Source organism: Acinetobacter harbinensis, assembly GCF_000816495.1.
In the GTDB taxonomy this organism is placed as follows: Bacteria; Pseudomonadota; Gammaproteobacteria; order Pseudomonadales; family Moraxellaceae; genus Acinetobacter; species Acinetobacter harbinensis.
This window is the reverse complement of record NZ_JXBK01000001.1, coordinates 233,168-256,183: the sequence shown is the minus strand read 5'-3', so window position 1 is coordinate 256,183 and position 23,016 is coordinate 233,168. Positions and strand designations below refer to the sequence as shown.

At 41.8% G+C, this 23,016-nt stretch carries 26 protein-coding genes, 4 tRNA genes and 2 pseudogenes; 17 read left to right on the top strand and 15 right to left on the bottom strand.

All coding sequences use genetic code 11. From position 1 onward, the window contains the following. The first annotated feature begins 122 nt into the window (after positions 1 to 122). The 3 genes from ahpC to SE27_RS01320 all read left to right on the top strand — a co-directional run bounded on the left by ahpC (position 123) and on the right by SE27_RS01320 (position 3,607). Positions 123 to 686: an alkyl hydroperoxide reductase subunit C gene (ahpC, locus tag SE27_RS01330; RefSeq protein ID WP_039620167.1), complete on the top strand. Its 564-nt coding sequence runs from the start codon at positions 123 to 125 to the stop codon at positions 684 to 686. A 780-nt stretch (positions 687 to 1,466) separates the two neighbouring features. Further along, positions 1,467 to 2,765, top strand: a complete 1,299-nt coding sequence (locus tag SE27_RS01325; RefSeq protein ID WP_039620165.1) for an FAD-dependent oxidoreductase — start codon at positions 1,467 to 1,469, stop codon at positions 2,763 to 2,765. Between the two features lie 5 nt (positions 2,766 to 2,770). Further along, positions 2,771 to 3,607 (top strand): SAM-dependent methyltransferase, encoded by an 837-nt coding sequence (locus tag SE27_RS01320; protein WP_039620163.1) that lies wholly within the window; start codon positions 2,771 to 2,773, stop codon positions 3,605 to 3,607. 67 nt (positions 3,608 to 3,674) lie between these two features. On the opposite strand, the gene SE27_RS01315 is transcribed toward SE27_RS01320, so the two are convergent. Beyond that, positions 3,675 to 3,750, bottom strand: a tRNA-Thr gene (locus SE27_RS01315). A 221-nt stretch (positions 3,751 to 3,971) separates the two neighbouring features. Beyond that, positions 3,972 to 4,061: transfer RNA gene (locus SE27_RS01310), tRNA-Ser, on the bottom strand. 122 nt (positions 4,062 to 4,183) lie between these two features. Here SE27_RS01310 and SE27_RS01305 point away from each other — a divergent pair. After that, the gene (locus SE27_RS01305) at positions 4,184 to 6,064 is read left to right on the top strand and encodes a potassium transporter Kup (RefSeq protein WP_039620161.1); all 1,881 of its coding nucleotides are present in this window, start codon (positions 4,184 to 4,186) and stop codon (positions 6,062 to 6,064) included. A 99-nt stretch (positions 6,065 to 6,163) separates the two neighbouring features. On the opposite strand, the gene SE27_RS14100 is transcribed toward SE27_RS01305, so the two are convergent. Next, the gene (locus SE27_RS14100; RefSeq protein ID WP_052251687.1) at positions 6,164 to 6,547 is read right to left on the bottom strand and encodes a hypothetical protein; all 384 of its coding nucleotides are present in this window, start codon (positions 6,545 to 6,547) and stop codon (positions 6,164 to 6,166) included. Between the two features lie 255 nt (positions 6,548 to 6,802). Here SE27_RS14100 and SE27_RS01295 point away from each other — a divergent pair, with 255 nt between their 5' ends. Both SE27_RS01295 and SE27_RS01290 read left to right on the top strand, forming a co-directional pair. Continuing rightward, a complete protein-coding gene (locus tag SE27_RS01295; RefSeq protein WP_039620159.1) occupies positions 6,803 to 7,909 on the top strand; it encodes a DNA/RNA non-specific endonuclease in 1,107 nt (368 codons plus the stop codon). A gap of 57 nt (positions 7,910 to 7,966) precedes the next feature. After that, entirely contained in the window at positions 7,967 to 8,212 is a 246-nt protein-coding gene (locus tag SE27_RS01290) for a hypothetical protein (protein WP_039620157.1), read from the top strand. A gap of 77 nt (positions 8,213 to 8,289) precedes the next feature. Here SE27_RS01290 and SE27_RS01285 read toward each other — a convergent pair whose 3' ends face one another. Further along, complete coding sequence (locus SE27_RS01285) at positions 8,290 to 9,309, bottom strand: AraC family transcriptional regulator (RefSeq protein WP_039620155.1); 1,020 nt, start codon at positions 9,307 to 9,309, stop codon at positions 8,290 to 8,292. Positions 9,310 to 9,414: 105 nt separating this feature from the next. On the opposite strand from SE27_RS01285, the gene SE27_RS01280 reads away from it, so the two are divergent. After that, positions 9,415 to 10,041 (top strand): sterol desaturase family protein, encoded by a 627-nt coding sequence (locus SE27_RS01280; protein WP_039620153.1) that lies wholly within the window; start codon positions 9,415 to 9,417, stop codon positions 10,039 to 10,041. A 130-nt stretch (positions 10,042 to 10,171) separates the two neighbouring features. Here the strand turns inward: SE27_RS01280 and hisF are convergent, their stop codons facing one another. Next, the gene (gene hisF / locus SE27_RS01275) at positions 10,172 to 10,930 is read right to left on the bottom strand and encodes an imidazole glycerol phosphate synthase subunit HisF (RefSeq protein ID WP_039620151.1); all 759 of its coding nucleotides are present in this window, start codon (positions 10,928 to 10,930) and stop codon (positions 10,172 to 10,174) included. 113 nt (positions 10,931 to 11,043) lie between these two features. Here hisF and SE27_RS01270 point away from each other — a divergent pair, with 113 nt between their 5' ends. Genes SE27_RS01270 through SE27_RS01260 form a run of 3 tightly spaced genes read left to right on the top strand, consistent with a single transcriptional unit; the run spans position 11,044 to position 13,054 of the window. Further along, positions 11,044 to 11,994: a homoserine kinase gene (locus SE27_RS01270; protein WP_039620148.1), complete on the top strand. Its 951-nt coding sequence runs from the start codon at positions 11,044 to 11,046 to the stop codon at positions 11,992 to 11,994. Positions 11,995 to 12,007: 13 nt separating this feature from the next. After that, entirely contained in the window at positions 12,008 to 12,631 is a 624-nt protein-coding gene (locus SE27_RS01265) for a DUF1294 domain-containing protein (protein ID WP_039620147.1), read from the top strand. Between the two features lie 30 nt (positions 12,632 to 12,661). Beyond that, a complete protein-coding gene (locus SE27_RS01260; protein ID WP_039620144.1) occupies positions 12,662 to 13,054 on the top strand; it encodes a DUF4870 family protein in 393 nt (130 codons plus the stop codon). A gap of 134 nt (positions 13,055 to 13,188) precedes the next feature. On the opposite strand, the gene hisA is transcribed toward SE27_RS01260, so the two are convergent. The 7 genes and pseudogenes from hisA to hisB all read right to left on the bottom strand — a co-directional run bounded on the left by hisA (position 13,189) and on the right by hisB (position 17,779). Then, positions 13,189 to 13,920 (bottom strand): 1-(5-phosphoribosyl)-5-[(5-phosphoribosylamino)methylideneamino]imidazole-4-carboxamide isomerase, encoded by a 732-nt coding sequence (hisA, locus tag SE27_RS01255; protein ID WP_039620142.1) that lies wholly within the window; start codon positions 13,918 to 13,920, stop codon positions 13,189 to 13,191. Between the two features lie 65 nt (positions 13,921 to 13,985). Further along, positions 13,986 to 14,663, bottom strand: a complete 678-nt coding sequence (locus SE27_RS01250) for a 3'-5' exonuclease (protein ID WP_039620140.1) — start codon at positions 14,661 to 14,663, stop codon at positions 13,986 to 13,988. 100 nt (positions 14,664 to 14,763) lie between these two features. After that, the gene (locus tag SE27_RS01245; protein WP_039623723.1) at positions 14,764 to 15,312 is read right to left on the bottom strand and encodes a DUF805 domain-containing protein; all 549 of its coding nucleotides are present in this window, start codon (positions 15,310 to 15,312) and stop codon (positions 14,764 to 14,766) included. A gap of 160 nt (positions 15,313 to 15,472) precedes the next feature. Continuing rightward, positions 15,473 to 15,840 (bottom strand): annotated as a pseudogene (locus SE27_RS13570) (glutamine amidotransferase-related protein); the annotation flags it as partial. A 95-nt stretch (positions 15,841 to 15,935) separates the two neighbouring features. Next, positions 15,936 to 16,445, bottom strand: a complete 510-nt coding sequence (locus SE27_RS01235; protein WP_148308905.1) for a DUF805 domain-containing protein — start codon at positions 16,443 to 16,445, stop codon at positions 15,936 to 15,938. Between the two features lie 123 nt (positions 16,446 to 16,568). After that, on the bottom strand, positions 16,569 to 17,186 hold the full coding sequence (gene hisH / locus SE27_RS01230; protein ID WP_039620136.1) for an imidazole glycerol phosphate synthase subunit HisH: 618 nt from the start codon (positions 17,184 to 17,186) through the stop codon (positions 16,569 to 16,571). Beyond that, entirely contained in the window at positions 17,186 to 17,779 is a 594-nt protein-coding gene (hisB, locus tag SE27_RS01225; RefSeq protein WP_039620134.1) for an imidazoleglycerol-phosphate dehydratase HisB, read from the bottom strand. The genes hisH and hisB overlap by 1 nt, the downstream gene beginning before the upstream one ends. Before the next feature lie 96 nt (positions 17,780 to 17,875). On the opposite strand from hisB, the gene SE27_RS01220 reads away from it, so the two are divergent. The 7 genes from SE27_RS01220 (at position 17,876) to SE27_RS01195 (ending at position 20,952) form a co-directional block, all read left to right on the top strand. Next, complete coding sequence (locus tag SE27_RS01220) at positions 17,876 to 18,253, top strand: GNAT family N-acetyltransferase (protein ID WP_039620131.1); 378 nt, start codon at positions 17,876 to 17,878, stop codon at positions 18,251 to 18,253. Positions 18,254 to 18,448: 195 nt separating this feature from the next. Next, a tRNA-Phe gene (locus SE27_RS01215) sits at positions 18,449 to 18,524 on the top strand. A 135-nt stretch (positions 18,525 to 18,659) separates the two neighbouring features. Then, positions 18,660 to 18,735, top strand: a tRNA-Phe gene (locus SE27_RS01210). 92 nt (positions 18,736 to 18,827) lie between these two features. Next, positions 18,828 to 19,283, top strand: a complete 456-nt coding sequence (locus SE27_RS01205) for a hypothetical protein (RefSeq protein ID WP_052251685.1) — start codon at positions 18,828 to 18,830, stop codon at positions 19,281 to 19,283. Between the two features lie 5 nt (positions 19,284 to 19,288). Continuing rightward, positions 19,289 to 19,618 carry a hypothetical protein gene (locus SE27_RS14095; protein ID WP_052251684.1) on the top strand — a complete coding sequence of 110 codons (330 nt, stop codon included), beginning with the start codon at positions 19,289 to 19,291 and terminating at the stop codon, positions 19,616 to 19,618. A 59-nt stretch (positions 19,619 to 19,677) separates the two neighbouring features. After that, the gene (locus SE27_RS14090) at positions 19,678 to 20,001 is read left to right on the top strand and encodes a hypothetical protein (protein WP_052251683.1); all 324 of its coding nucleotides are present in this window, start codon (positions 19,678 to 19,680) and stop codon (positions 19,999 to 20,001) included. 423 nt (positions 20,002 to 20,424) lie between these two features. Continuing rightward, on the top strand, positions 20,425 to 20,952 hold the full coding sequence (locus SE27_RS01195) for a hypothetical protein (RefSeq protein ID WP_039620130.1): 528 nt from the start codon (positions 20,425 to 20,427) through the stop codon (positions 20,950 to 20,952). Positions 20,953 to 21,162: 210 nt separating this feature from the next. Here SE27_RS01195 and SE27_RS01190 read toward each other — a convergent pair whose 3' ends face one another. The 3 genes and pseudogenes from SE27_RS01190 to SE27_RS14220 form a co-directional block, all read right to left on the bottom strand. Then, on the bottom strand, positions 21,163 to 21,507 hold the full coding sequence (locus tag SE27_RS01190) for a hypothetical protein (protein WP_039620128.1): 345 nt from the start codon (positions 21,505 to 21,507) through the stop codon (positions 21,163 to 21,165). 535 nt (positions 21,508 to 22,042) lie between these two features. Next, on the bottom strand, positions 22,043 to 22,741 hold the full coding sequence (locus SE27_RS01185; protein ID WP_039620125.1) for a YidX family protein: 699 nt from the start codon (positions 22,739 to 22,741) through the stop codon (positions 22,043 to 22,045). Between the two features lie 165 nt (positions 22,742 to 22,906). Continuing rightward, positions 22,907 to 23,016, bottom strand: a pseudogene (locus tag SE27_RS14220) (PH domain-containing protein); the annotation flags it as partial.

Below are 23,016 nucleotides of genomic sequence, written 5' to 3'. Positions count from 1 at the left end.
AACTCTTAAATCTAATTTTTCGATCATTTTTATAAATAATAACGGTTTTATCTATTTATATTTGTTGCGTACTCTAGCGTTACAACATAAGCAATCTGATCAATACGCTATAGGACAATCATATGAGTTTAATCAACAGCCAAATCAAAGCATTTAATGCCACTGCTTATCAACAAGGTCAATTCATTGAATTGTCTGAAAAAGACTTACACGGTCAATGGTCCGTTGTGTTTTTTTATCCTGCTGATTTTACTTTTGTCTGCCCGACTGAGCTTGGCGATTTAGCGGATAACTATGCTGAATTCCAAAAAATCGGGGTTGAGATTTATTCGGTATCAACCGACACTCATTTTACCCATAAAGCATGGCATGACAGCTCAGATGAGATTCACAAAATTCAATATCCAATGTTGGGCGATCCAACGTGGAGCTTGGCGAAAAACTTTGAAGTGTTGATCGAAGCAGAAGGTTTAGCAGACCGCGGTACTTTTGTGATTGATCCTGACGGTAAAATTCAATTGGTGGAAGTCAATGCTGGCGGTATTGGGCGTGATGCACAAGAGCTTTTGCGCAAAGTAAAAGCCGCGCAATATGTTCATAACCATCCCGGTGAAGTTTGCCCTGCAAAATGGCAAGAAGGAGAGAGCACCCTTACACCATCTATTGATTTAATTGGTAAAATCTAAGCGATTTTTTGACACACCTAAAAAGTCTAAGATTCCCGTATCTTGGACTTTTTAGGGTGCATGATTAAATAGATAAGACTCGCTTATGCAAGCTTAAGATCGTGTGGTTCAATCTGAACGGCTTGAGAGAACAGTTAAAATATCTAGATAAAATCGAATTAAGCATCATTTTAAATCAGTTAAATCGGCAGCAAGGATGGATCATCGCAAGCTTGAAAATCAGCGTATCGGTGTAAATCGCGACAGTGATTAATGACTGATACAAATATTAATTTGTCAGCATAAAGCATGAAATTTCAACTATTTAAAATTTTAATGCAGTGTATTTTGAATAATGAAATAGGTTAAAAAATAAGCATTTAAGACCACTTAAGTTAAAAGAAAGAAGCCCTCTTAAAATCTAGAGGGCTTTTTGCGAAATGAATTTTGTTGTTTTATCTCCTTTGCAAAGTGACATACTTGGCAAAGTTTTTATAAAGTGTCGATTCTTTATATTGGGCATCATACGACTATTGTTAGCTTTTGTAAAACACTGGTTATAAATTTGGTTAATTTATCTTATTTTTTTTAAAGGATTTTTTAATATTACTAGCTATAAATAGTGATAATTTATTCATTTTAAATATTTTTTTTGAACTTTGAAATGATCAGTATTTTATAAATTGCGCTTGTGATGACTTTTTGTTAAAAAAACAGATTCTGGAATATTTTAATAGCCTGTTTTCACAGCGGGTGGTTCATAATTTCAAGAATCTTATGTATAACTAACGGATAATAATTTTGGATATTGCAGTCATTGGTAGCGGTATGGCTGGGCTTGCTACCGCCAGAATTCTGAAAGATGCAGGTCATCGTATAACTATTTTTGAGGCACTGCCTGGACGCGGCATGGACAGCCACAGCTTAGAGTTTGAAGGTGGCCTCATTGATGCCCCTTTACGTGTCATGAATCCACATTTGTGGAAGAATACCTTAAGTTTGGCCACGTATTTGGGCATACACACTTTTCCTGTACGTACCTATATGGCGTGTAGCTGGTTGTTTGAAGATCGGACTGAAACGTGGTTGACCACTACGCGTAGCCGAATTGGTAACTTTCCGATTATTAATAATCGCAAAGGCATTCAGCAATATGGTTGGCGCTTGGTTAAAGGCATGCTGCAACTTAAAACTGCCATCGCTAAATTCTTTAAATCTAAAGATCAAGAGATCACCTTAACTGAATTTATCAATAACAATCATATTGAAGAGGTCTTTTGGCATGGCGCAGTGATGCCAGTGCTTTATACCATCTGCACCTGTAATCCTAAAACCATTGGTGATTGGCCAGCTAAACCGCTATTGGTTTTCTTGCGTCAACTGACCGATGGCGATGCTTTATTGCGTCTACAAGGTGGAACACCGGCTTTGGTGGACAAGTTAATTGCCGGTATCGACATTCATAACAGCTCAGCCATTACCCAAATTAAAGAGCAGGACCATGGCGTATTGGTTGAGAATGCCTTGGGTGAGCAGTACGTTTTTGATCGCGTTATTGTTGCGACACCCACCAATAAAATTGAACAGTTTTTAGATGCTGAACAATTTGCCGATGATATTGCGCTGTTAAAACAATTTAAATTTGAACAGGGTAATTTGGTCATTCATACCGATCAAAGCGTTATGCCGCCTAAACGTAAAGATTGGGCAGTACTGAGCTATATGATGGATCGTAAGTTTACCCGTCAGCACTTTACTGTATGGCTTAATTCGGTTGAACCGAGTTTAGTGGGTAAAACGGCTGTTTTTCAAACGTGGCAGCCAGTGACTGAAATTGATCCTAAAAAAATCATTTCTAATGTCTCGCTGACCCGCGCTGTGGTTGACTCGCATACGGTGGCCTTAAACAAAGAATTGCAGCAACGACATAAAGATTTAAAACGTAAAGTTTTCTATTGTGGTTCATGGTCTTGCGATGGTTTACCGATTTTAGAATCCGCGGTAACCTCAGCCATTCATATTGCTGAAATTTTTAATGCTGCTGTACCGTTTGTGGGCTTAAAACCGATTGTTGAAGTTGCACCGCAGTTGGGCTACTAATAGCGGTGAAAGCGCTACAGGCCCTGCGGCATTATGTGGCTGAACATAAATATGCCATTAATGCCAAACAGCTGGGCGATCCTGCTGAGCTGCCGTGGAGTAATCTGGGCTATTGGGATGAGTCTAGCTCATCCTATCCGCAGGCTTGTCAGCAATTGGCTGCGCAATTGGCAGAGGCCGTGAAGTTAAAATCTACGGATCGGCTACTAGATTTGGGCTGCGGACAGGGTGCAAGTTTAGTGTTTTGGCAACAGCACTATCAGCTACAGCAGCCAGCAGCGGTGGAGTTACAAACGCGCTGTGTGGCGAATGTTCAGCGCCATCTTCCGACATTGAGCAGTATTCATCAGCACTCTTTTTTAAAGCTCGCAGAGCTGGCTTTTCAGCATCCATTTGATGTGGTGCTGTGTATTGATGCGGCTTACCACTGCAATATACAGACCTTTTTAACCTCCGTCAGTACCGTGTTGGCCGCCTCGGGTCGCTTGGGTTTTCATTGTCTGATTTGGTCAGAGCAAGCGCAGCGTTTAAGCGCCTTACAAAAACAAAAATACAGATGGTTGTTAAAAGCCGCAGATATTAATACTGATCATTTGATGACAACGTGCGCACTTCAGCAAACTTTACAGCGTTATGATTTGCTAGATATTGAGATTACAGATCTCTCTAGGCCAGTGTTGCTTGGATTCTCACGTTATTTTCAGCAATTGGTCCCACATGGCAAAGGTCTAGATGCCTTTAAAATTCGTATGACCGCGCAATTATGCAGTCAGTTATATGCCGATGGTTGGGTTCAATATGTGCAAGTGAGTGCCAAGAAACATCATTTAGCGGCTGTTTAATAGACCAACATATTGCCCACTATAAAAACAACAAAGCCTCAGCGGTTAAGCGAGGCTAAGTTTACAATGGTGCCGGCACACGGATTCGAACTGTGGACCTACTGATTACAAGTCAGTTGCTCTACCAACTGAGCTATGCCGGCATTGTGGCAAGAATCATAGCGAATTTGCTTAAAAACGCAAGCCAAAAAGTAAGCGATCAAACCACAGAGTATTTGCTTCAGTTTGATTGTGGTTAAAAGAAAGCATATAGAGATGGTGTTAAGCGTTGAGCGCATTATTTGAAGCAAAAAAAGAAAGGCCGAATTCCTGAAGAACTAAGCCTTTCTTTTTTTACTGCATTGGTGTGCAGGTTTTTCAAATCTGGCGGTGAGAGAGGGATTCGAACCCTCGATACGCGCAAACGTATACACACTTTCCAGGCGTGCTCCTTAAGCCACTCGGACACCTCACCAATTTGCCGCGATAATACCGAAAAAAAACCACTCTGCCAAGTTGAAACAATTGATTTAGAGCAAAAGTTTTTTCGCAGTGATATGATTGCCAAAAAATTGTGTCTAAAAACGAAGACAAACTATGCAAAGTTCTGCAAAGAAAGCCGCATTGCCTGTGATTACCCTCGCAGCACTTGGGGTGGTATTCGGAGACATTGGCACCAGTCCACTGTACGCGCTCCGGCAATGTTTCCTCACCGCGCATCTGGCTATTAATGAAGGCACAGTACTTGGAATTCTGTCGCTGATTTTTTGGTGCATGATGCTTACCATCAGTTTTAAATACGTCACCATTATTATGCGGGCTGACAACAACGGCGAAGGCGGGATTATGTCCCTGCTGGCCTTGAATTTACGCACCAGTCGCATTGCTGAAGATAAGAAAATTTATCTGATTGCCTTAGGGTTTATTGGGGCATCCTTATTCTTTGGTGATGGCATCATTACGCCGGCCATCTCGGTACTGTCCGCCATTGAAGGCCTAAGTATTGCCACTCCGATGTTTAACGACTGGTTGATGCCATTGGCGATTGGTATCTTGGCGGGTTTGTTCCTTGTGCAGCGTCATGGCACAGCCACCATGGGTAAATTCTTTGGCCCATTGACCTTAACGTGGTTTTTGTCGATTGGTGCACTGGGTGTCTGGAGTGTTCTGCAAACACCGTTTGTCTTGACCATGGTCAGTCCACATTGGGCCTTTAATTTTATTGCCCATCAGCCTTATTTGGCATTTTTAACCATGGGTGCGGTTATTTTAACCATCACTGGTGGTGAAGCCTTATATGCGGATATGGGACATTTCGGTCGTCTTCCGATTCGTCTGGCGTGGTTTATTATTGTTTTGCCTTGCTTACTGTTTAACTATGCAGGACAAGGTGCATTATTACTGCGTAATCCAGAAGCCATTGCCAACCCGTTTTACATGTTGGTGCCGGAATGGGCGTTATTTCCCATGATTGGTTTGGCCACTGCTGCTGCTGTGATTGCTTCACAAGCGGTCATTACTGGCGTATTTTCGATGGTTAATCAGGCCATTCAATTGCGTTATTTGCCGCGTTTGACTGTACATCACACCTCAGCTGCGGAAAAAGGGCAAATTTATTTGCCCTTTATTAACTGGATGTTGTTTATCTCTGTGGTGATTCTGATTTCACTGTTTGAAAGCAGTGCCAATTTGGCCAGTGCCTATGGTGTTGCAGTGACCATGACCATGCTCTGTGGCACCATTTTGATTTCATTTTTGGCCTATGGTTTTTGGCGTTGGCCAATCTGGAAAGTGCTACTTTTTGCGGTACCTTTTTTGCTGATTGATTTTGTCTTTGTGGCTTCGACGTCGCTTAAAATTATTGCCGGTGGTTGGGTGCCCATTTTAATTGGTGCGGCCATGTATACCGTGTTAATGACGTGGAAAACTGGTCGGGAAATTGTCTTGGCGCGTTTAGAAAAAGATGCATTGCCTATCGATTTATTTATTAAAAGTATCAGTATGAGTGCCGAGACACAATTTGTGCCGGGCGCAGCTATATTTTTAACCGGCACACCCAATATTGTACCGCACGCGATGTTGCACAATATTAAGCACAATAAAGTCCTGCACGAATTGAATATTATGTTGACCGTGGTCACGCGTGATATTCCGTATGTTGCAGCCACAGATCGGATTGAAATTGAAAAGTTAGATCCACGTTTTTATCGTATTGCTATCTATTATGGATTTAAAGATCAGCCGAATATTCCAGATGCACTGCAACAAGCCTATGAACAATTGGATTTAGAGTTTGACATGATGCAAATCAGTTTCTTTATCTCGCGTGATCGTTTGATTCATACGGTGGGTGAAGGCTTATCGCCATGGCGTGAAAAACTCTTTATTTCCATGCAGCGTAACACCAGTCCAGTGAGTGATTTCTATCAAATTCCACCGAATCGGGTGGTCGAACTTGGCAGCCAAATTGGCATCTGATTTCTGCTCTTGATCAGCAAAAACAAAAAAACCAAGGCTTTTGCCTTGGTTTTTTGTTTTTATCTGGAGGATAAAAAGTTTGCTTGAGCTGGAAAAAAATTAGTTCTCAATTGTTTCTGTCATCGGTTGTTCAGGTGCGGCATTCACGGCATCTGTTTGATCGGCATCTAAAGTCGCTTGCTGATTCACTGGGCGGACAATATCCATCGCTGGAGGAGCTGCGCCATCATTAGGTTGCGCTTGCATTTCAGCTTCGCTACCGCTTTGCATCGTAGTAGGCGCATTTTGCGGCGTACCTACAATACGGATTTGACCACTTGCAACCAATTCTTGTAATGAAGCAGCTTGACCATTAACTGTGGTGGATACTTTAACTTTAGATAAGTTTTCTAAAGAATCGCCCGGTTGAACTTGCGGTTCTGCAAATGCAGTCGTGGCCATCAAAGCGGTAACCACAGATAAACCTAAAAGCTTAGAATACATAAATACTCCATCGAAATAATCGTTCTTAAATCATGTATGCAGCTACCTTGTCATAACTGAGGCTAATTTTTCAATCGAATATACCGAACAGCATTAATAGTCTTTAGAAAAGCTTTATAAAAATAGACATACTGTTACAACAAAGGCGGCATGATTTCTGTTATTTCGTTTAAATATGCAACAAATAGCGAAGGCTTGATATACTTCATTTTGCTTGCTTGTTAAGCTGATTAAAACGGAATGTGTAATTAAAAAATGGCCACTAAACCACGTAAAACCGATCAATCTTGGCTGCGACGTCTCAATCAAAATAGCTTAAAAATTATTTTGGGTGTTGTGGCGACCAGTAGTTTTGCGATTGCCTTTGGCCAAGAGAAAATTCAGCAATTGGTGTCTTTGCCCTCGAATTCTAATTCGGCATGTTTGGAGCAGTTTTATCGCGATATTCCGCCATTTTTAGCCAAAGCAAGCTTGAATAAAGATAGCTATCCGTTGTGTTTTAATGGCTTTAACGTGATGTATTCGGGTGTCTCTAAAACCCCATTGTGGGTGGCCGAGGCCTTAACCCCGACACGCTTAAGCCAGAAAATTCCACGTGAAGACAGTTTCCATGAGGAAAAAAAGCTCAAAGCTGAGCATCGAGCGACTTTATCGGATTATAAAGCATCAGGTTATGATCGTGGGCATATGGCACCCAATGGTGATATGCCAAGCAAAGCCTCACAAAATGACAGTTTCTCTTTGGCCAATATGGTGCCGCAAGCACCGAAAAATAATCAGCAAGTATGGCGTGAATTAGAAGAAGCCACGCGTACCATCGTCACCAAGCAAAAACAAGATGTTTATGTGGTGACAGGACCTATTTTTAGTGCAAAGAAATTAAAGACCATTGGTAAAGGCGTGATTGTGCCAACGGCGGTGTTTAAAGCGCTGTATATGCCGAAGACCGGTGCAATTGGGGCTTACTATGCACCCAATGATAATTCGCTACAGGTTAAGATTGTCAGCGTCTGTTACTTAGAAGAGCAATTGGGCATTAATTTATTCCCACAATTGACCGATGAGCAAAAACGTAATACTTATAATTTACCGCTCAGTGCTGGTGCGGTGAAAGCCAATCAAAAAATTGCCTATGGGCATTGGGATGCAGAGAGTCAATGCGCTGAAGAAGTCAGTTCTGCTCAATTGGCCGCAGTGCAAAAGCAATTTAAATCAGCGGTGGCATCGACAACACCCAGTTCTACACCCACCTCGCACAGTCCAACTAAACCCGCAAGCGTAAATGAGCCTGCTTCACAGACCTCTCTCATTCAGCCGATTCTTGAGGGAATTTTGCAACAGGTCTTACAACTGTTGAAATAGAGGTGTTGGGCCGGCAGATCGAATATTGAATAACAACAAGGATAAGGGGACATCACTATGTTTAAGCCTTTTGATAAGGGAGTTGAGTCACATGCCATTCATGATCTGACTTTAGAAAATCAAGAAGATTGTGTCAGTATTTATGGCAACTTACAGCTCACCAAAGATCAGGCCGGTTTGGCTGCAGCCAAAGTTTTACAAGCCTTTTTAAATGAGCTGGTTGGTATATTAGAGGCAACAGCGGATTTACCTGAACACATAGCACGTCAAGATGAACAGGAAATTGATAATCCATTTTTATAATGGTTGAGTTTGAGTCAACGCGATGTCATTTGTCAGCTTAGTGCTTTTGATTGGTGGCGTATTCGGCTGACTTTCTGTTAATCATCTGCTCTGTGTGCTTGTGGCAGATTGCGGCGCCATTGCTGCGGTGTAATACCCGTCCATTGTTTAAAAGCACGCTGGAAAGCACTTTGTTCAGAATAACTGAGTAAAAAAGCAATCTCTTTAAGGCTTAACTGTGGATTGGTCAAATACTGTTCTGCAAGCACATGGCGAAGTTGTTGGATGCGCTGTTGATAACTACTGCCTTGTTGCTGTAAATGACGTTGTAATTGACGTACCGACAAACCCAATTGCTGCGCGATCAGCGCAATATGATAGTGATTTTTTTGTAGACCGCTGAGAATTGCTTGTTGCAGTCGTTGATCAAGTTGCGTGGAGTGCGGCAATTGCTGCAGCAACGCCTCGGCTTGTTGCAACAGTAAGTGCTGTAAGGTGTCATCGCCTTGGCGCAGTGGTTTAGCCAACTCATGCGTGGCCAATATAATCTGCGCGGTGCTTTGAGAAAAACGTACTCGACAGCCAAAATAGCGTTCATACAGCCTCACGTTTTTGGGTGCAGCGTGAGTAAAATGTACTTCATGCAAATGAATCTCTTCACGCTGCATAAAGTGTTTTAGTAACTGTAGCATCAGCGCCATGGCAATTTCATTGCTCAGCTGGGTGGTTAACGAAAAGGGCACTTCGCTCCAACCGATAGCCAAATAATGCTGCTCGGTATGCACCACTAAACTGCTGCCATCATAAATCAAGCGATGAAAATCAGAATAGCGCTGCAAAGCCTCGGCTAAGGTATTACACGACAGTGCAATATAGGCCAGTATGCCCAAGTGTTTGGGTTGCACGTATTCTGCAATCTCTAAGCCCAATGCTGCAATCGGCCGTTGCTGCTGGATCTCGCTAAGCAATTCACACCACAGCGCATAGTCAAAGCGCTCTAAGCTTTGTACCCGTTGCAATGCCTCTGAAATCAGTAAGCCTTTGGCCTGACTGTAGGCATAGAGTAGCTGTCCAAGTCCAGCGTAAACTGAACCGCTGTAGGGATTTAATGCGGGCATAGGGCTCTTTTTATTGTCGTGATTGGTCAATGAAGTGCGCGGTCAGCGTCAATATTTAGCACATCTGCTGGGGTATATTCAACAGCAATAAGGGAGGATGTGCTGATGTGGAAAGGTTTCTGTGTAGGATTATTATTGGCCAATGGCTTTGAGTGGGTTGCGCATAAGTACATTTTGCATGGCACGCACCGTAGCGGTAAGCCGCTCTATAGCCCTGTACCGGAGAGTATGAAGTCACATTGGCAGCATCACCGCGAAGTGCGCAAAACGGATTTTCATGATCATGCTTATGTGCAAGGCATCAGCCATTGGCGCACCAAAAATGAAATTGTTTCTTTGGCTGTGGTGGCCGGCGCGGCCAGTTTGGTTTTTTATCCACTGTCTAAAGGCATGGCGCTCGCTGCGCTGTATAGTGCCGGTAATTATTACTATATTCATCGCCGTGCGCATTTACAGCCGGATTGGTCACGAAAAAAAGTGCCATGGCATTATGATCATCACATGAATGCCAATCAGGATGCCAATTGGTGTGTGACTAAACCGTGGTTTGATTATTTACTGGGCACACGGGTGATTTCATCGGCAGATTTGCAAGAACAAAATCCGTTGGGTGTCAGGCTTCCAGCGCCTTTGGCACAGTTGATGAACACGGCGGCGCAGCGTTATCGACCGGCCAAATGGGTAGAGCAAAGCGCAGCGCTGTCGATTGAACGGTCAGATTTGATTATGTGATCAATAGGTAATAGCCAAGAAAAAAACCGATCTATAGAGATCGGTTTTTTTTAAATCATTTTAGAGATCGATTTCAATCACCATCATATTAAAGAAATGATTTGGATGATTCAAAAGTAGCTTGAATTTTTTAAAGACGCATCTCAATTCCTTGCGCCGCCAAATATTGCTTGGCTTCGGGAATGGTGTGTTGACCGAAATGGAAGATAGAGGCCGCCAGTACAGCATCGGCACCGCCTTTTAAAATCCCATCGGCCAAATGTTGTAAGTTACCGACACCGCCTGAGGCAATGGTGGGAATGGTGACGCGGTCATTAATCTGGCGCATTAGCGCTAAATCGTAGCCGGCTTTGGTGCCATCAGCATCCATCGAGGTAATCAGCAATTCACCGGCCCCAAATTTAGCCATTTTAACCGCCCATTCAATGGCATCAATACCGGTTGGTTTGCGGCCGCCATGGGTGAAAATTTCCCATGTGTTTGCGCCGGTTTTTTTGGCATCAATGGCCACGACAATACACTGGGCGCCAAAGCGTTGTGAGGCTTCTTGCACAAATTCAGGATTAAACACTGCGGCTGAATTAATGCTGACTTTGTCGGCGCCGGCATTGAGCAATAAGCGAATATCATCGACTTTACGCACGCCACCGCCCACGGTGAGCGGCACAAAAACCGTTTCTGCCATGCGCTCTACGGTGCGATAGGTGGTATCACGTTCACCCGAGGTGGCCGTGATGTCTAAAAAGGTGATTTCATCTGCACCTTGTTCGTTGTAGCGGCGCGCCACTTCCACCGGATCGCCTGCATCACGAATATCCAGAAATTGCACACCTTTCACTACTCGACCATTATCTACATCAAGACAAGGAATAATACGTTTCGCAAGCATAATTTTTTCCAAAAATAACAGCCGATTATGAAACTTCGCCACGAAGGTGCTACACCTTGGTAGTGGGAGCGGTTATTCTATCAAAATTATGTAAGTTTTTTTGCAGGTTTTCTATGTCGGTTTATACCCCTTTGACTTTACTGGAAGCTCAGGACTTTGCAGCGCCCTATGGATTAGCGGTGCAGCAGCTGCTTCCCATTCAAGGCGGTATTCAAAATACCAATTATTTTTTGATCTGTGAGCATCAACAACACTATGTATTGACCATTTTTGAAGAGCTGGATCAGCAAGGTGCAAGTGAGTTGGTGCCGGTACTGGAGCATTTAGGTCAGCAGGGTTTAGCAGTGCCTGTGCCACTTAATTATGCCGGCTGCGCCATTCATAGGTTAAAAGATAAACCGGCACAAATTGCACCGCGTATGTTCGGGACACATCCACAGTCCTCAAGCCTAGAGCAAGTGGCTGCCATTGCCGCAGCGCAAGCCAAAATACATGTGGCATTGCAAGATTTTCCGCTACAGCGCGCCGCCTATCGTAATCACCATTATTGGCGCCAAGTGGCAAAAGAGCTTAAACCCACGCTGAATGCTGCCGATACGGTGTTATTAAATGAATTGTTGGGTCTATATGATGCGTTAACTGCGGTCTATCCCAATCGTCCAAAAGGCTTTATTCATTCCGATTTATTTCGTGACAATACCTTATTCGAAGGCAATCAATTAACCGGTATTCTCGATTTTTATGAGCTAAATCAAGATGAATTTATGTTTGATATTGCCATCACTTTAAATGATTTTTGTACTCAATATCCCGCTTTGACTTTAGATGAAGGCAAAGCACAGGCTTTTTTACAGGCCTATGAAGGTGTGCGGGCTTTAACCGAGGATGAAAAATCATGCTTGGAGTTGTATTTGGCCATGGCGGCTGGGCGTTTTTGGATGTTGCGTTTACAAGTGGCACAAAAGAATGTACAACAAGGGCGTACTGGGGATGATATTCTGCAAAAAAATCCGTTAGAAATGCGTAATATGCTGATAGAAAGACTAAAATTTGTGACTGCCTAAATAGGAAATAAACATGCGCGATCAGGGTCGATTGGTAGAATGGTTTGATGATAAAGGCTATGGTTTTATTCAGCCGAACGATAACTCAAAAGATCGCGTATTTTTACATATCAAGGATTTTGCTCGTCAGGGGCCACGGCCCTTGGTGGGCTGTGCGCTGGAATATACGGTGTTGTTAGACAGCGACGGCCGTTTTCGCGCACAACAAGCGACCTATTTAAAAGCCTCACAAACGCAAAAATTATCCACTCAGCCGAAAAAATCCAATCCAGTGCAGCCTAAATTATTGCCCATGCAAATTGCTTGTGTCGGTTATATTTTGGCGTTGCTGGTGTTTGGCTTTTTAGGTTTGTTAAGTGGCTTGGTGTTATTGTTGATTAGCATGGTCAATGCGCTAACCTACTGGATGTATGCCCAAGATAAAGAAGCGGCATTGCTGGGTAAACGCCGTGTGTCGGAACAAACCTTACATATTTTAGCTTTTTTAGGCGGCTGGCCGACGGCATGGTTGGCACAAGAAAGACTCAGACACAAAACACAAAAACAACCGTTTAGAAAGATTTATTTTTGTACCATAGGTTTAAACATTCTGTTGATTTTATGGCTAATTTCTCCTTTAAATCTGCTGAAATTTTAAATAAGCGCAGTGACTGAAAAAGGTATAAGCATGAATTATTCTGTAGACCAAGATTCCAACCGCACCCTAACCTTAGTGCTGTATGTGCTGTACATTATTGCCATTTTTTCAGCAGGCCTGCTTGCAGTCATTGCCTTAGTGATTAACTATATTAAACGGGATGATGTGCGCGGTTCAATTTTTGAAAGTCATTTTACATGGCAAATTCGCAGTTTTTGGTGGTATTTATTTTGGAATATTATCGCCTTTGTACCGTTTATTTTCTTATTTTTCACTGGAGAAAATGTCAACGCTTTTGCCGGTGTCGCCATTGGTGCCACGACGTTTTGTTTGGTGGTGGTCGGTGTTTCTTGGATTTGGATTGTTTACCGTGCCATTGCCGGTATTATTCGTTTAAATGACAATCAGCCCATGTACCGATAATTTTCCAAGTATGCTGTAAAAAAGGATGACTGAAGTCATCCTTTTTTAATCGCAATTTATGCTAACCGCTTAAGGGGCATAATGCAAAAAGAGGTCATGTGACCTCTTTTTGCATAGACAAGAATCGCAGTTGATTAAATCGACTGATCATCCCATAACGATTGTGCTTCACCTAAATTGAGTGTGCCTTCATAAATGGCACGACCAGTGATTGCGCCCAAAATGCCCGGTTGGCCTTTAAGTTGACGCACATCATCCAAATTGGTGACACCGCCAGAGGCAATCACCGGTAAGCCGGAATACGCGGCCAAAGCGACTGTTTGCTCAATGTTGACGCCTTGCATCATGCCATCGCGGGCAATATCGGTATAAACAATACTGGATACACCGGCATCGGCAAAACGTTTGGCTAAATCAACCGCTTTCACATCAGTCACATTGGCCCAACCATCGGTGGCGACCATGCCATTGATGGCATCAATACCGACAATAATATGACCGGCAAATCTTCGACATGCTTCTTCAACAAAATCAGGATCTTGTACGGCTTTGGTGCCGATAATCACAAAAGAGACGCCGGCATCTAGATAATGTTCGATGGTTTCAAAAGAGCGAATACCACCGCCAATTTGAATAGGCAGTTCAGGCTGTGCTCGGGCAATTGCTTCAACCACCGGTTTATGAATGGGTGTACCGGCAAACGCCCCATTTAAATCGACCAAATGTAAGCGTCGAGCGCCTTCATTGACCCAATGCTGTGCAGTGGCGACAGGATCGTCAGAAAAGACGGTATCGTCTTCCATTCGTCCTTGTTTTAAACGGACACATTTGCCATCTTTCAGGTCAATTGCAGGGATGATCAGCATGCTTACGCTCCTTGCTTAATTTCATTAAATTTATGGGGTTATCTTAGCAAAGTATAACTGAAGCGCTAAGCCTCAGTTTTAGCATTTATTGTGTTGAAAGGCATAGCGAATGTTAAAGAACGGGTATAAAGATGCGGCGGCAGTAATGCCAAACGCTGTAATTCTATAAAAACCAACAGCGCGGCATAAGCATCGGCTGTTGCATATTGAATTTGCGCTGTGGTAAGGGTCTTACGTGCCCAATTTGAGGTGCTGATTTTTTTACTTTTAGGAAAATTACGCTGAAATAAAAGAGCCATCGCATTTTTTATACCCACAGCATTGTTTAGGCCAAAGCTGGTAAAGCATTTGGATAACTCGACCATACCCTGCAGTTGTATGCCTTTTTTGCGAAATAAATGTCCATCATTTTTTAGCCCAAAGCCGACTTTGAGTTGGGCTGGATTTTCTAAAATTGGCTGCAGAAATTCAAGTATTGCTGGCGTCATTTGAAATAAATAGGCTTTTTCAATACTGGCCAATTGAATCAGATGTGGGCCGGTTGAGACTTCGCCTTTGTTAAAGGTCGGTTTGGACTCGGTATCGAAACCGAATAATGCACAATGTTTAAGTTCTGAGGCAATGGCCTGACATTGCTCGAGTGAATGGATGACCTGAATCTGCGGCAGAGCCAGATTTTGAAAGAGGGGCAATTGCTGAATTTGTTCTTTGCTGGGAAGAAGAGGAAGCACGCGTTCAGACATAATCATCAATATAAGGTTTATTTTCAGCTCAGCTTAAGCGTTTTTTGAGTTTTAGGCAAAAAAAAGCCCATCGATGATGGGCTTTTTAAGCAGTTCAATCTTATTGATCGACATCCTGCATGTTTTGTTGCATTTCAACCTGCTGTGCACGTTGCACATAGTCTTGATACGCGGGTATTGAAATAGCGGCGAAAATACCGATTGGAAAAACTAAAATATAGAACCACGCTAAAACTTTTTCCCATGTTTGTGTGGTACGTGGTACGCCATATTGATTGGGGTTTACATCGCCTTTGGCAAAAATTAGATACAACATCATCAACACGTTCACCAGCGGAATGAGCATAATTAGTGATAACCAACCACTGTGATTACGGTCATGTAAACGGCGAATGGTAAAGACAAAAGTAAAATACAGCATGGCAATATAGGCAATCACAATCAGGGCAACTGCTATTGTGCCTGGGGTTGACGAACCTGTCATATTATAAGGATCGGTTAATAATCCCGGTGTAAAAGCGAAAATAAGACCAATCACCATGATCATGACAAAACTCATCAGCATATTCCAGCCTAAGTAAGACATTCGACCAAAACGTCCATTGGCTTTAAGCGGGGAATCGATGGTTGGGGTAAAATGAGTATTCATTTTTATTGTTCCGCAAGTTGAATTATTATTTAAATTAATATGTTGCGCGGCGATAATAGCAATGACAGGCCTAAAAAAACAATTAAATAAATCAATAATTTTAAAATTATAAAAAAGGCCCCACCAAGGTTGAGCCTTTAAATTATCCAAAAATTGAGCTTTAGATGTTCCAATCGACAAAATTTTTCAATAATTGTAGACCGGCAGTGTGGCTTTTTTCAGGAGGGAATTGCGTGGTAAACAAGTTTTCTTGATGGATGACGCTACAGAATTCTAAGCCGTAGTCGCAAGTCGCGGCCACAATACGCATATCTTGGGGATCTTTAGATTCAACATAAAAACTATGCACCCAGTCAAAACGTGCATCTTGTGCATTGTCTTGGCGCATGTATGCGCGGGGTCACTTGATGTACTTGATTCCAGCACCGATGTGGCATTTTTAGACCGGCGACATCGGGAAAGCCTTTTACCTGACTCTTTAAAAATACCCAAGGCATCTGTAGCAGCATGTGCTTCAAAATACTGCATTTGTATTGATTGAGGTTGAGAAAATAATTAATCCTGACCAAGTGGGTATGGCGTCCGTGGTGTGTTGATGATTTTCATCACGGGCGTTCAACAGCTTAATGAGTTAAAAGCAGGTTAGAAATTTGCCCAAATGCAAAAATAAATATCAGCAACAAAAGACCGAGTACAACCATATAAATTACTGCTAAAACGTTTTCCCATGTTTTTGTTTCACGCGGATAACCATAATTGTTATGTCCTGCTGTATCAGGGAACAAGCTTAAATATAATCCAAAAAATAGATTAATCAGCGGAATGCAATTTAATATGGATAGCCATCCGCTTTGATTCATATCATGTAAACGCTTGATGCTAAAAATCATATAGGCATAAAACCAAATTAAGTTAGGGATCCATGCCAGTAGTACCACCCAAGTCGAATCGCGATTGCTCAACATGGCTTCAAAGGTATGTGGCATCGTCACCAGCAAAATCATTACCACCACAACCAGCATAAATGCAATTAATAAGTTCCATGCTAAAAATGTGATTCGTCCAAAACGACCATCGGGAGTTAAGGGAGAAGTGTTATCCATGATTAAATCAAGCTGCATTGTATTATTCAATTTTTTATCCTGTTATTTTGTGAAAATTTTTTTATAAAACAGTCTATTATTTTTATATATTGAGTCAAAAAGATCAAGCCAACTCAGTTGGCTTGATCTTTTTTTAAGGCGAATCAGTGGGAATTAAATATTCCATTCCACAAAATTTTTCAATAATTGTAGACCGGCAGTGTGGCTTTTTTCAGGATGGAATTGCGTGGCAAACAAATTTTCTTGATGGATGACGCTACAGAATTCTAAGCCGTAGTCGCAAGTCGCGGCCACAATACGCGTATCTTTGGGTTCAACATAAAAACTATGCACAAAGTAAAAACGTGCATCTTGTTCAATGTCTTTCCACATGGCATGGCTCGGATCGAGCTGATGTACCTGATTCCAGCCCATATGCGGCACTTTTAAACCGGCGACATCGGGAAAGCGCTTCACTGTCCCTTCAAAAATACCCAGTGCCTCTGCACCGCCATTTTCTTCAGAAGATTGCATTAATGCCTGCATACCGACACAAATCGCCAATACCGGCTTATTAAACACAGCATGGCGAATCACCTCATCAATACCCGCTTCATGCATGCCTTGCATACAATCACGCATGGCACCGACACCGGGGAAGACAATTTTATCGGCTTGTGCAATCAGCTTTGCATCGTGAGTGACATCAACGGTTGCCCCGACATGTTCTAATGCTTTGGCGGCCGAGTGTAAATTTCCCATGCCATAATCAAGAAGGGCAATACGGGTCATTACAAACTTCCTTTGGTTGACGCGACAGTGTTTTCGGCACGCGGGTCGACTTCGCAAGCCATACGTAAAGCACGGGCAAAAGCTTTAAAGGTGCATTCAATTTGGTGATGGCTATTTTTGCCTTTTAGGTTATCAATGTGCAGGGTCATCAGCGCGTGATTAACAAAGCCTTGGAAAAATTCAGAGAATAAATCCACATCAAAGCTGCCAATCAGTGAACGTGTAAAGGGAATATCCATCCATAAACCGGGACGACCCGATAAATCCACCACCACACGGCTTAAGGCTTCATCGAGCGGCGCATAGAAGTGTCCATAACGACGCAAGCCTTTTTTATCGCCTAACGCTTGGGCAAATGCTTGGCCTAAGGTAATTCCACAGTCTTCTACGGTATGATGGTCATCGATGTCTAAGTCGCCATCACAATGAATATCAATATCAAACAAACCATGTCGCTTGATTTGATCAATCATATGATCTAAAAAGGGAATACCTGTATTTAGGGTGCCTTGACCCGTACCATCAAGATTCACACGAACTCGGATTTTGGTTTCGTTCGTGTTTCTTACCACTTCACTGATACGCTGCGTCATAGACACGTTCCTCAAAAACGTTAAAAATGATGATGTAAAATATTATTTCGCGGTGACGAAATCACTGCATATTAGATTGCTCAGGAGGCTTAATCAATGCCCATTACCGTACACGCTTATACATCACTGGAAAATGACGAAATGCGCAGCCAGCTTGAGCGACTGTATGACACTAGCCCAGAATTTGCAGATGGCAAAGATGCCATTGAACAACTCGAGCAAAACTTAGCCCAGTATACCTTAGTTTACACAGCAGAATTTAATACCAAATTGATTGGGGCGATTTGGTGTAGTGGGCAAGGGGAAAGCAAAACCTTAGAAAATATTGTGGTACATCCTGCCAATCGCGGACGTGGAGTCGCAGATCGCTTGGTCAGTGAAGTGTGTCGTATGGAAGAAGACAAAGGCGTTAAGGTGTTTGAGCCGGGGTGTGGCGCAATTCACCGCTGTTTGGCCCATTTAGAAAAAATTTAGTCATGATGAAATATAAAAAAGCAGCCTTTGTGCTGTTTTTTTATGCTGAAAAATAGAGAAATATTCATGGTGGCTTATATTTTATCTAAAAAATCAGCAAATAAGTCGCTATATGCTGTAAAAATAAGCAATTGATTTAAAAAGTACAAAAGTCACTTGACTGAAAAAGCTGAAAACTGTTTAATACGCGGCATTGGCGTGATAGCTCAGTCGGTAGAGCAACGGATTGAAAATCCGTGTGTCCCCAGTTCGAGCCTGGGTCTCGCCACCATATTCAAAATCTATTTTAAGATTTCAATCCCTGATCAGATCAGGGATTTTTTTTGGCTAAAAAATATGCGGTTGAATAAAAAGATGCTGAATTATATTGACTAATGTTGGTAGATACGGCTTAATACACCGCATCGGCGTGATAGCTCAGTCGGTAGAGCAACGGATTGAAAATCCGTGTGTCCCCAGTTCGAGCCTGGGTCTCGCCACCATATTTAAAGAAGTCTCAAACATTGTTTGGGGCTTTTTTTTGTGTAAAATAAACCCAGATCTCAATTAATTAAATAATAAATGGAAAATAATAATGAAAAACATAAGCTTAGTTCTATTCGGTATTCTGACCGTTCTGCTGACGGCTTGTGGGGGTAGTGGCAGCGGCGATAGCTTTAACTCCTCCTACGCGAAAACTTTTATCATTGGCGCTCAGACCTATGTCTGCCGAAGTGAAAAAGCGGCAAATGCTTGTGGCGGTGCCAGTCAGGATTGCTCTGCCTGTGAGTTACAATCCTCATCGGCACTGCCGATTACGCAGCTCTGTGCCAAGCCTGTTACCAATACCTATAAAGTAACCCAAAACGGCTGTGTATTGACCCTCAGCAATACGCCTCAGACGGCAATTTGTACTTCTGAAGGATTGAGATTACTGTCTGCTACGGGTGTTACGAAGCAGCAGCTCATTGGAACAGGTGCGCTATTTACCAGTGGCAGTGTAAACATTACTACTGCTAATAATGTGGTTGAAACGATTACGTGTAATTAATACGGATGAACTTTTCTATATCCGTTTTGGTGGGTATCTTGTGTTTTGGATTGGGTTATTTTATTGCCCAATCCGACTTCGGCGCGGAACAGCAACTTGTCCCACCGCCTCAAGATATTACGGTTGAACATTTGCTCGAAGCCATGCAACAAAAAAATCAGCAAGCGCCTGAGCAACCTTTAGTTTTCCAACAACAGCTCAAAGATCAGAATACAAAGATTAATTCAGTGATCGACAGCGCGACTCCTGAACAGATTGATCAGTACTTAAAGCAGTTTTTCCGGAATACGACTTATCCAATATTCATAATAAGCCTGAATTTGCCAAACGTTTAGTCGATGAATTTATTGAGAGCAAAAACGATCCCAATGCGGTCTTAATTGGCAAAGCGACCGTGAGTGCGCAGCAACAATATTCAGTGGGTAATGTGTTGCCTCGGCAAATTTATGCAGGTCAACAGTTATTTGCTCACTTTGATACGTTAGGCAAAGTACCGAATAACGATCAGGTTTTTATACGTTGGAGCAATCAGTCTACAGGTGAGGTACTATTTTTTATGCCACAGCGGGTGAGTGTTAATCAACAACAGAATTGGGTCAGTTTTAATCCAGCTCAAGGATGGGAGGTGGGTATATACGATGTTAAATATTATCTCGCCAATGATCAGTTGACTGCCATTGCACAAACCAGTTTTAGTATTGATCAAATTATTGATTAGCTTATAATTTTTTAAGCCTATTCTAATTTAAGCGCTTGGTTATCATTTTATTTTTAATCAGGCTCTTGAGTATCAACGCAACTGTCTAAATTATTTCATATCAGGGCTTGCAGAAACGCTCAAGCATTTTTGTAAGCGAACTCTGAATTGTAAGCGTAAATCGCCTTCTATTGATGCGTGATATAAAATCTTCTTTTAAGCGAAAGTATTGGCAAAACTGGAGGTGTAATCTTGGGGTATAGTGCTGAAATCGTTTATGTATGGCACATATTACAGCAGCTGAATAAAATATTTTTTGCTTCAATATGATTATGGTACTTAGACCGCTTATCTGAGCACTACTTACCAAATCGCTTATCTATTATACAATTGGTTGGATTAAAGGTTGTTTATTTACTTTTATCTTTTTGGAGTAGAACTGCCATGAATCTCCTAAAATATGTGCTTTATCCCAGTGTCTTAATCGCCAGTCTCTTTTCAATTTCGCTCAGTTTTGCAGATAGCGTGGAGCTGCCCGTACTCAGACCTTTGGCCGAACCTGAGTTACGCGCTGAAACAGGTATTATTCAATATCAACAAGATCCGCAGCAAACGAGAGCGCTACAGCATAAAATAATGAAGATCCAGCGCGATACTCAAAATTTTGTACTTGATCCGAGAATTTTAACCACACTAGATTTGGTACCCGAAGGGCCGATGCCTGACATCAATAGCTTGCCTTTAGCACTGCAACAACACATCTTAGCCATTGCACGAGGTTTACAGTCTACAGACCCCAGAGAGGGCTTGTATATTCTGTTACAGCCTTTTGGTATTGACCGCAATGCCAGCAACGTACAGATTGCACGAGAGCAAATTTCATTGGGTATTTTGAACGGATCCTTTGATAAGCCAGCCATACAAAACTCATCGCAACCCATCGCCACGCTACCGGTGACAATTAGCCGTTAGGCCGTATAGGGTAAATTTCTTTTAGGCTATGAAGATGCTTGAATATTTAATTTTACTGGAATATTCATGAATTTTTCAGCTTGGTATTGGATCAAATTTTGCATTATAAATATAAAGATGAGTACATATGGCGCATAAAAAAAGGATACCTATTTTAAGGTATCCTTTTTTATAGGTCGATTATGACCCAGCTATTTTAAAGCCCGTAAATTAATCGGCTTTCTTTTTAAACCAAGAGAAGAATGATTTTTTCTCTTCAGTCTTAACTGCAACTTTATCTTCAGTTTCAGCAACTTGTTCTACAGTGGTTTCTTTAACAGCAACTGTCGTGTCTTCAGGGGCAGCAGTTTGAGTCACAACAGCTTCGGTTACTGCAACTGTCGCGCCATCTTTGGCTTCTACAGTTTTAACAGCAGCAATTTCTTTTACTTCGGTGGTTTGTACAGCAGCTGCATCAACCGCAGGAGTGGTTTGAGTCTTTACAGCAGTGGTGGCCATAGCAGAAGTAGTGGCTGCAACTAAAGCAAGCGCCATAACAGTTTGAATAGCATTCATGGAGGCATCCTGAAATGTTATAAGAAAATGAAGTGGGCGATAGTAGCGCTTATTTTTATGCTAATTTGCTTCGATAGATTTTTTTGGGATTAATTGCGTGAAATATCCACTAAATTTACAGAGAAATAACAGGATGTTTCTAACTGGATACATAATGTGTATTTGCACAAACCATTAAATTCAAGCGAATTGAAGATCACATATAAAAAATAGCCGGATCAGGTGATGTGATTAATGGATTAGAATAAAAATTATCAGTTGATTCAAATGATAAAAATTTGATTATATAGTGATTCAATACGCTCTATTTTTACAAATATTGCTATGGCTTAGCACGTGTTTTGATCGAGTTGCCTTCGCTTCGAGGCTGATTGAAGGGTGTGATTCTTAGACAAAAATGATCATAAACAGAGACTAAAATAAGCAACGGTATTTGTAATGCATTTAAGTTTTTCGATCAAAATCCCTATGGATACATTAGAGATTTTGATCGAATTGCTTACCACAAATTCATGATCTTTTGAGCCTAATTGAATCAGTCAAAAATCTTTCCGGCAATTTGAAAAGGTAAGGAAACCACATCAATAGCCACTGCAAAAGGCAGCAGAACCAATTTTTCTAGTGGATTTATTCTTGGACTAGATTTGTACTGTTCTTCTACTTGCGTATAAATGGTGACTTGATAGGGTTTGCTTAAGGCTTTAAGTGAGGCAATATTGTTGGCGACGGGATAGACCACACCTGCTAACTTTAAGTTAAAGCAAAAACGTTGTGCATTCATGCGCTTATCACTTGAAGTTGAGCACTCCTCAGCACCATTGGCAATGAAAAATTCTAAATCTTTTTTGCTAATATCTTGTTGTAATTTGACATAAGACAAAGGCAACACACCAGAGAAGTGTCCATCATTTTTTTCAGAAAAAAAGCGTAATTCTTTGGTCATTTGAATATTGGCCGGCTCTAATTTGGTAATTAGATTGACAAATTGTGCACCGCCTTGGGTTAAAATATAGCTGTTTTTTGTTCCCGCAATCACCAAACTATTCGCAGGAAGTTGGGCTGAAGTGTAAGCCGGCTTACCAAAAGCAACCACTTGATCTTCCACCAACACGACTTTGCTGGTTTTGGTCCGCATCTCAGTGTCTTTATTGATTAAGGTGGTGGTGGCACAGCCGCTGAGTAACATACAGGCGAGCGCGCTAGGAAATGCTGTTCGAGCTGAAAATGGCAACATACACGATGCTCCGAAGATATTGAATCTAAAAATAGAATGATAATGACAGCATTGTTGCTTTTATGACCATAATAAAAAATCCCCACAAAAGCGAGGATGTTTACAAAATTATTAGCGATTCCATGTGCTTAAATAAGACTGGAAATTAGAATTTTATATCGTCTTTTATTGTTTGAGATAGCGCTCGAAAATACTGGAAAAATCATAAATTTCAATTTTTTTACGCTGTTCAGTGAAATTTTCTTGTACTTGAAGCGTGGTTTGGCAAATGATAT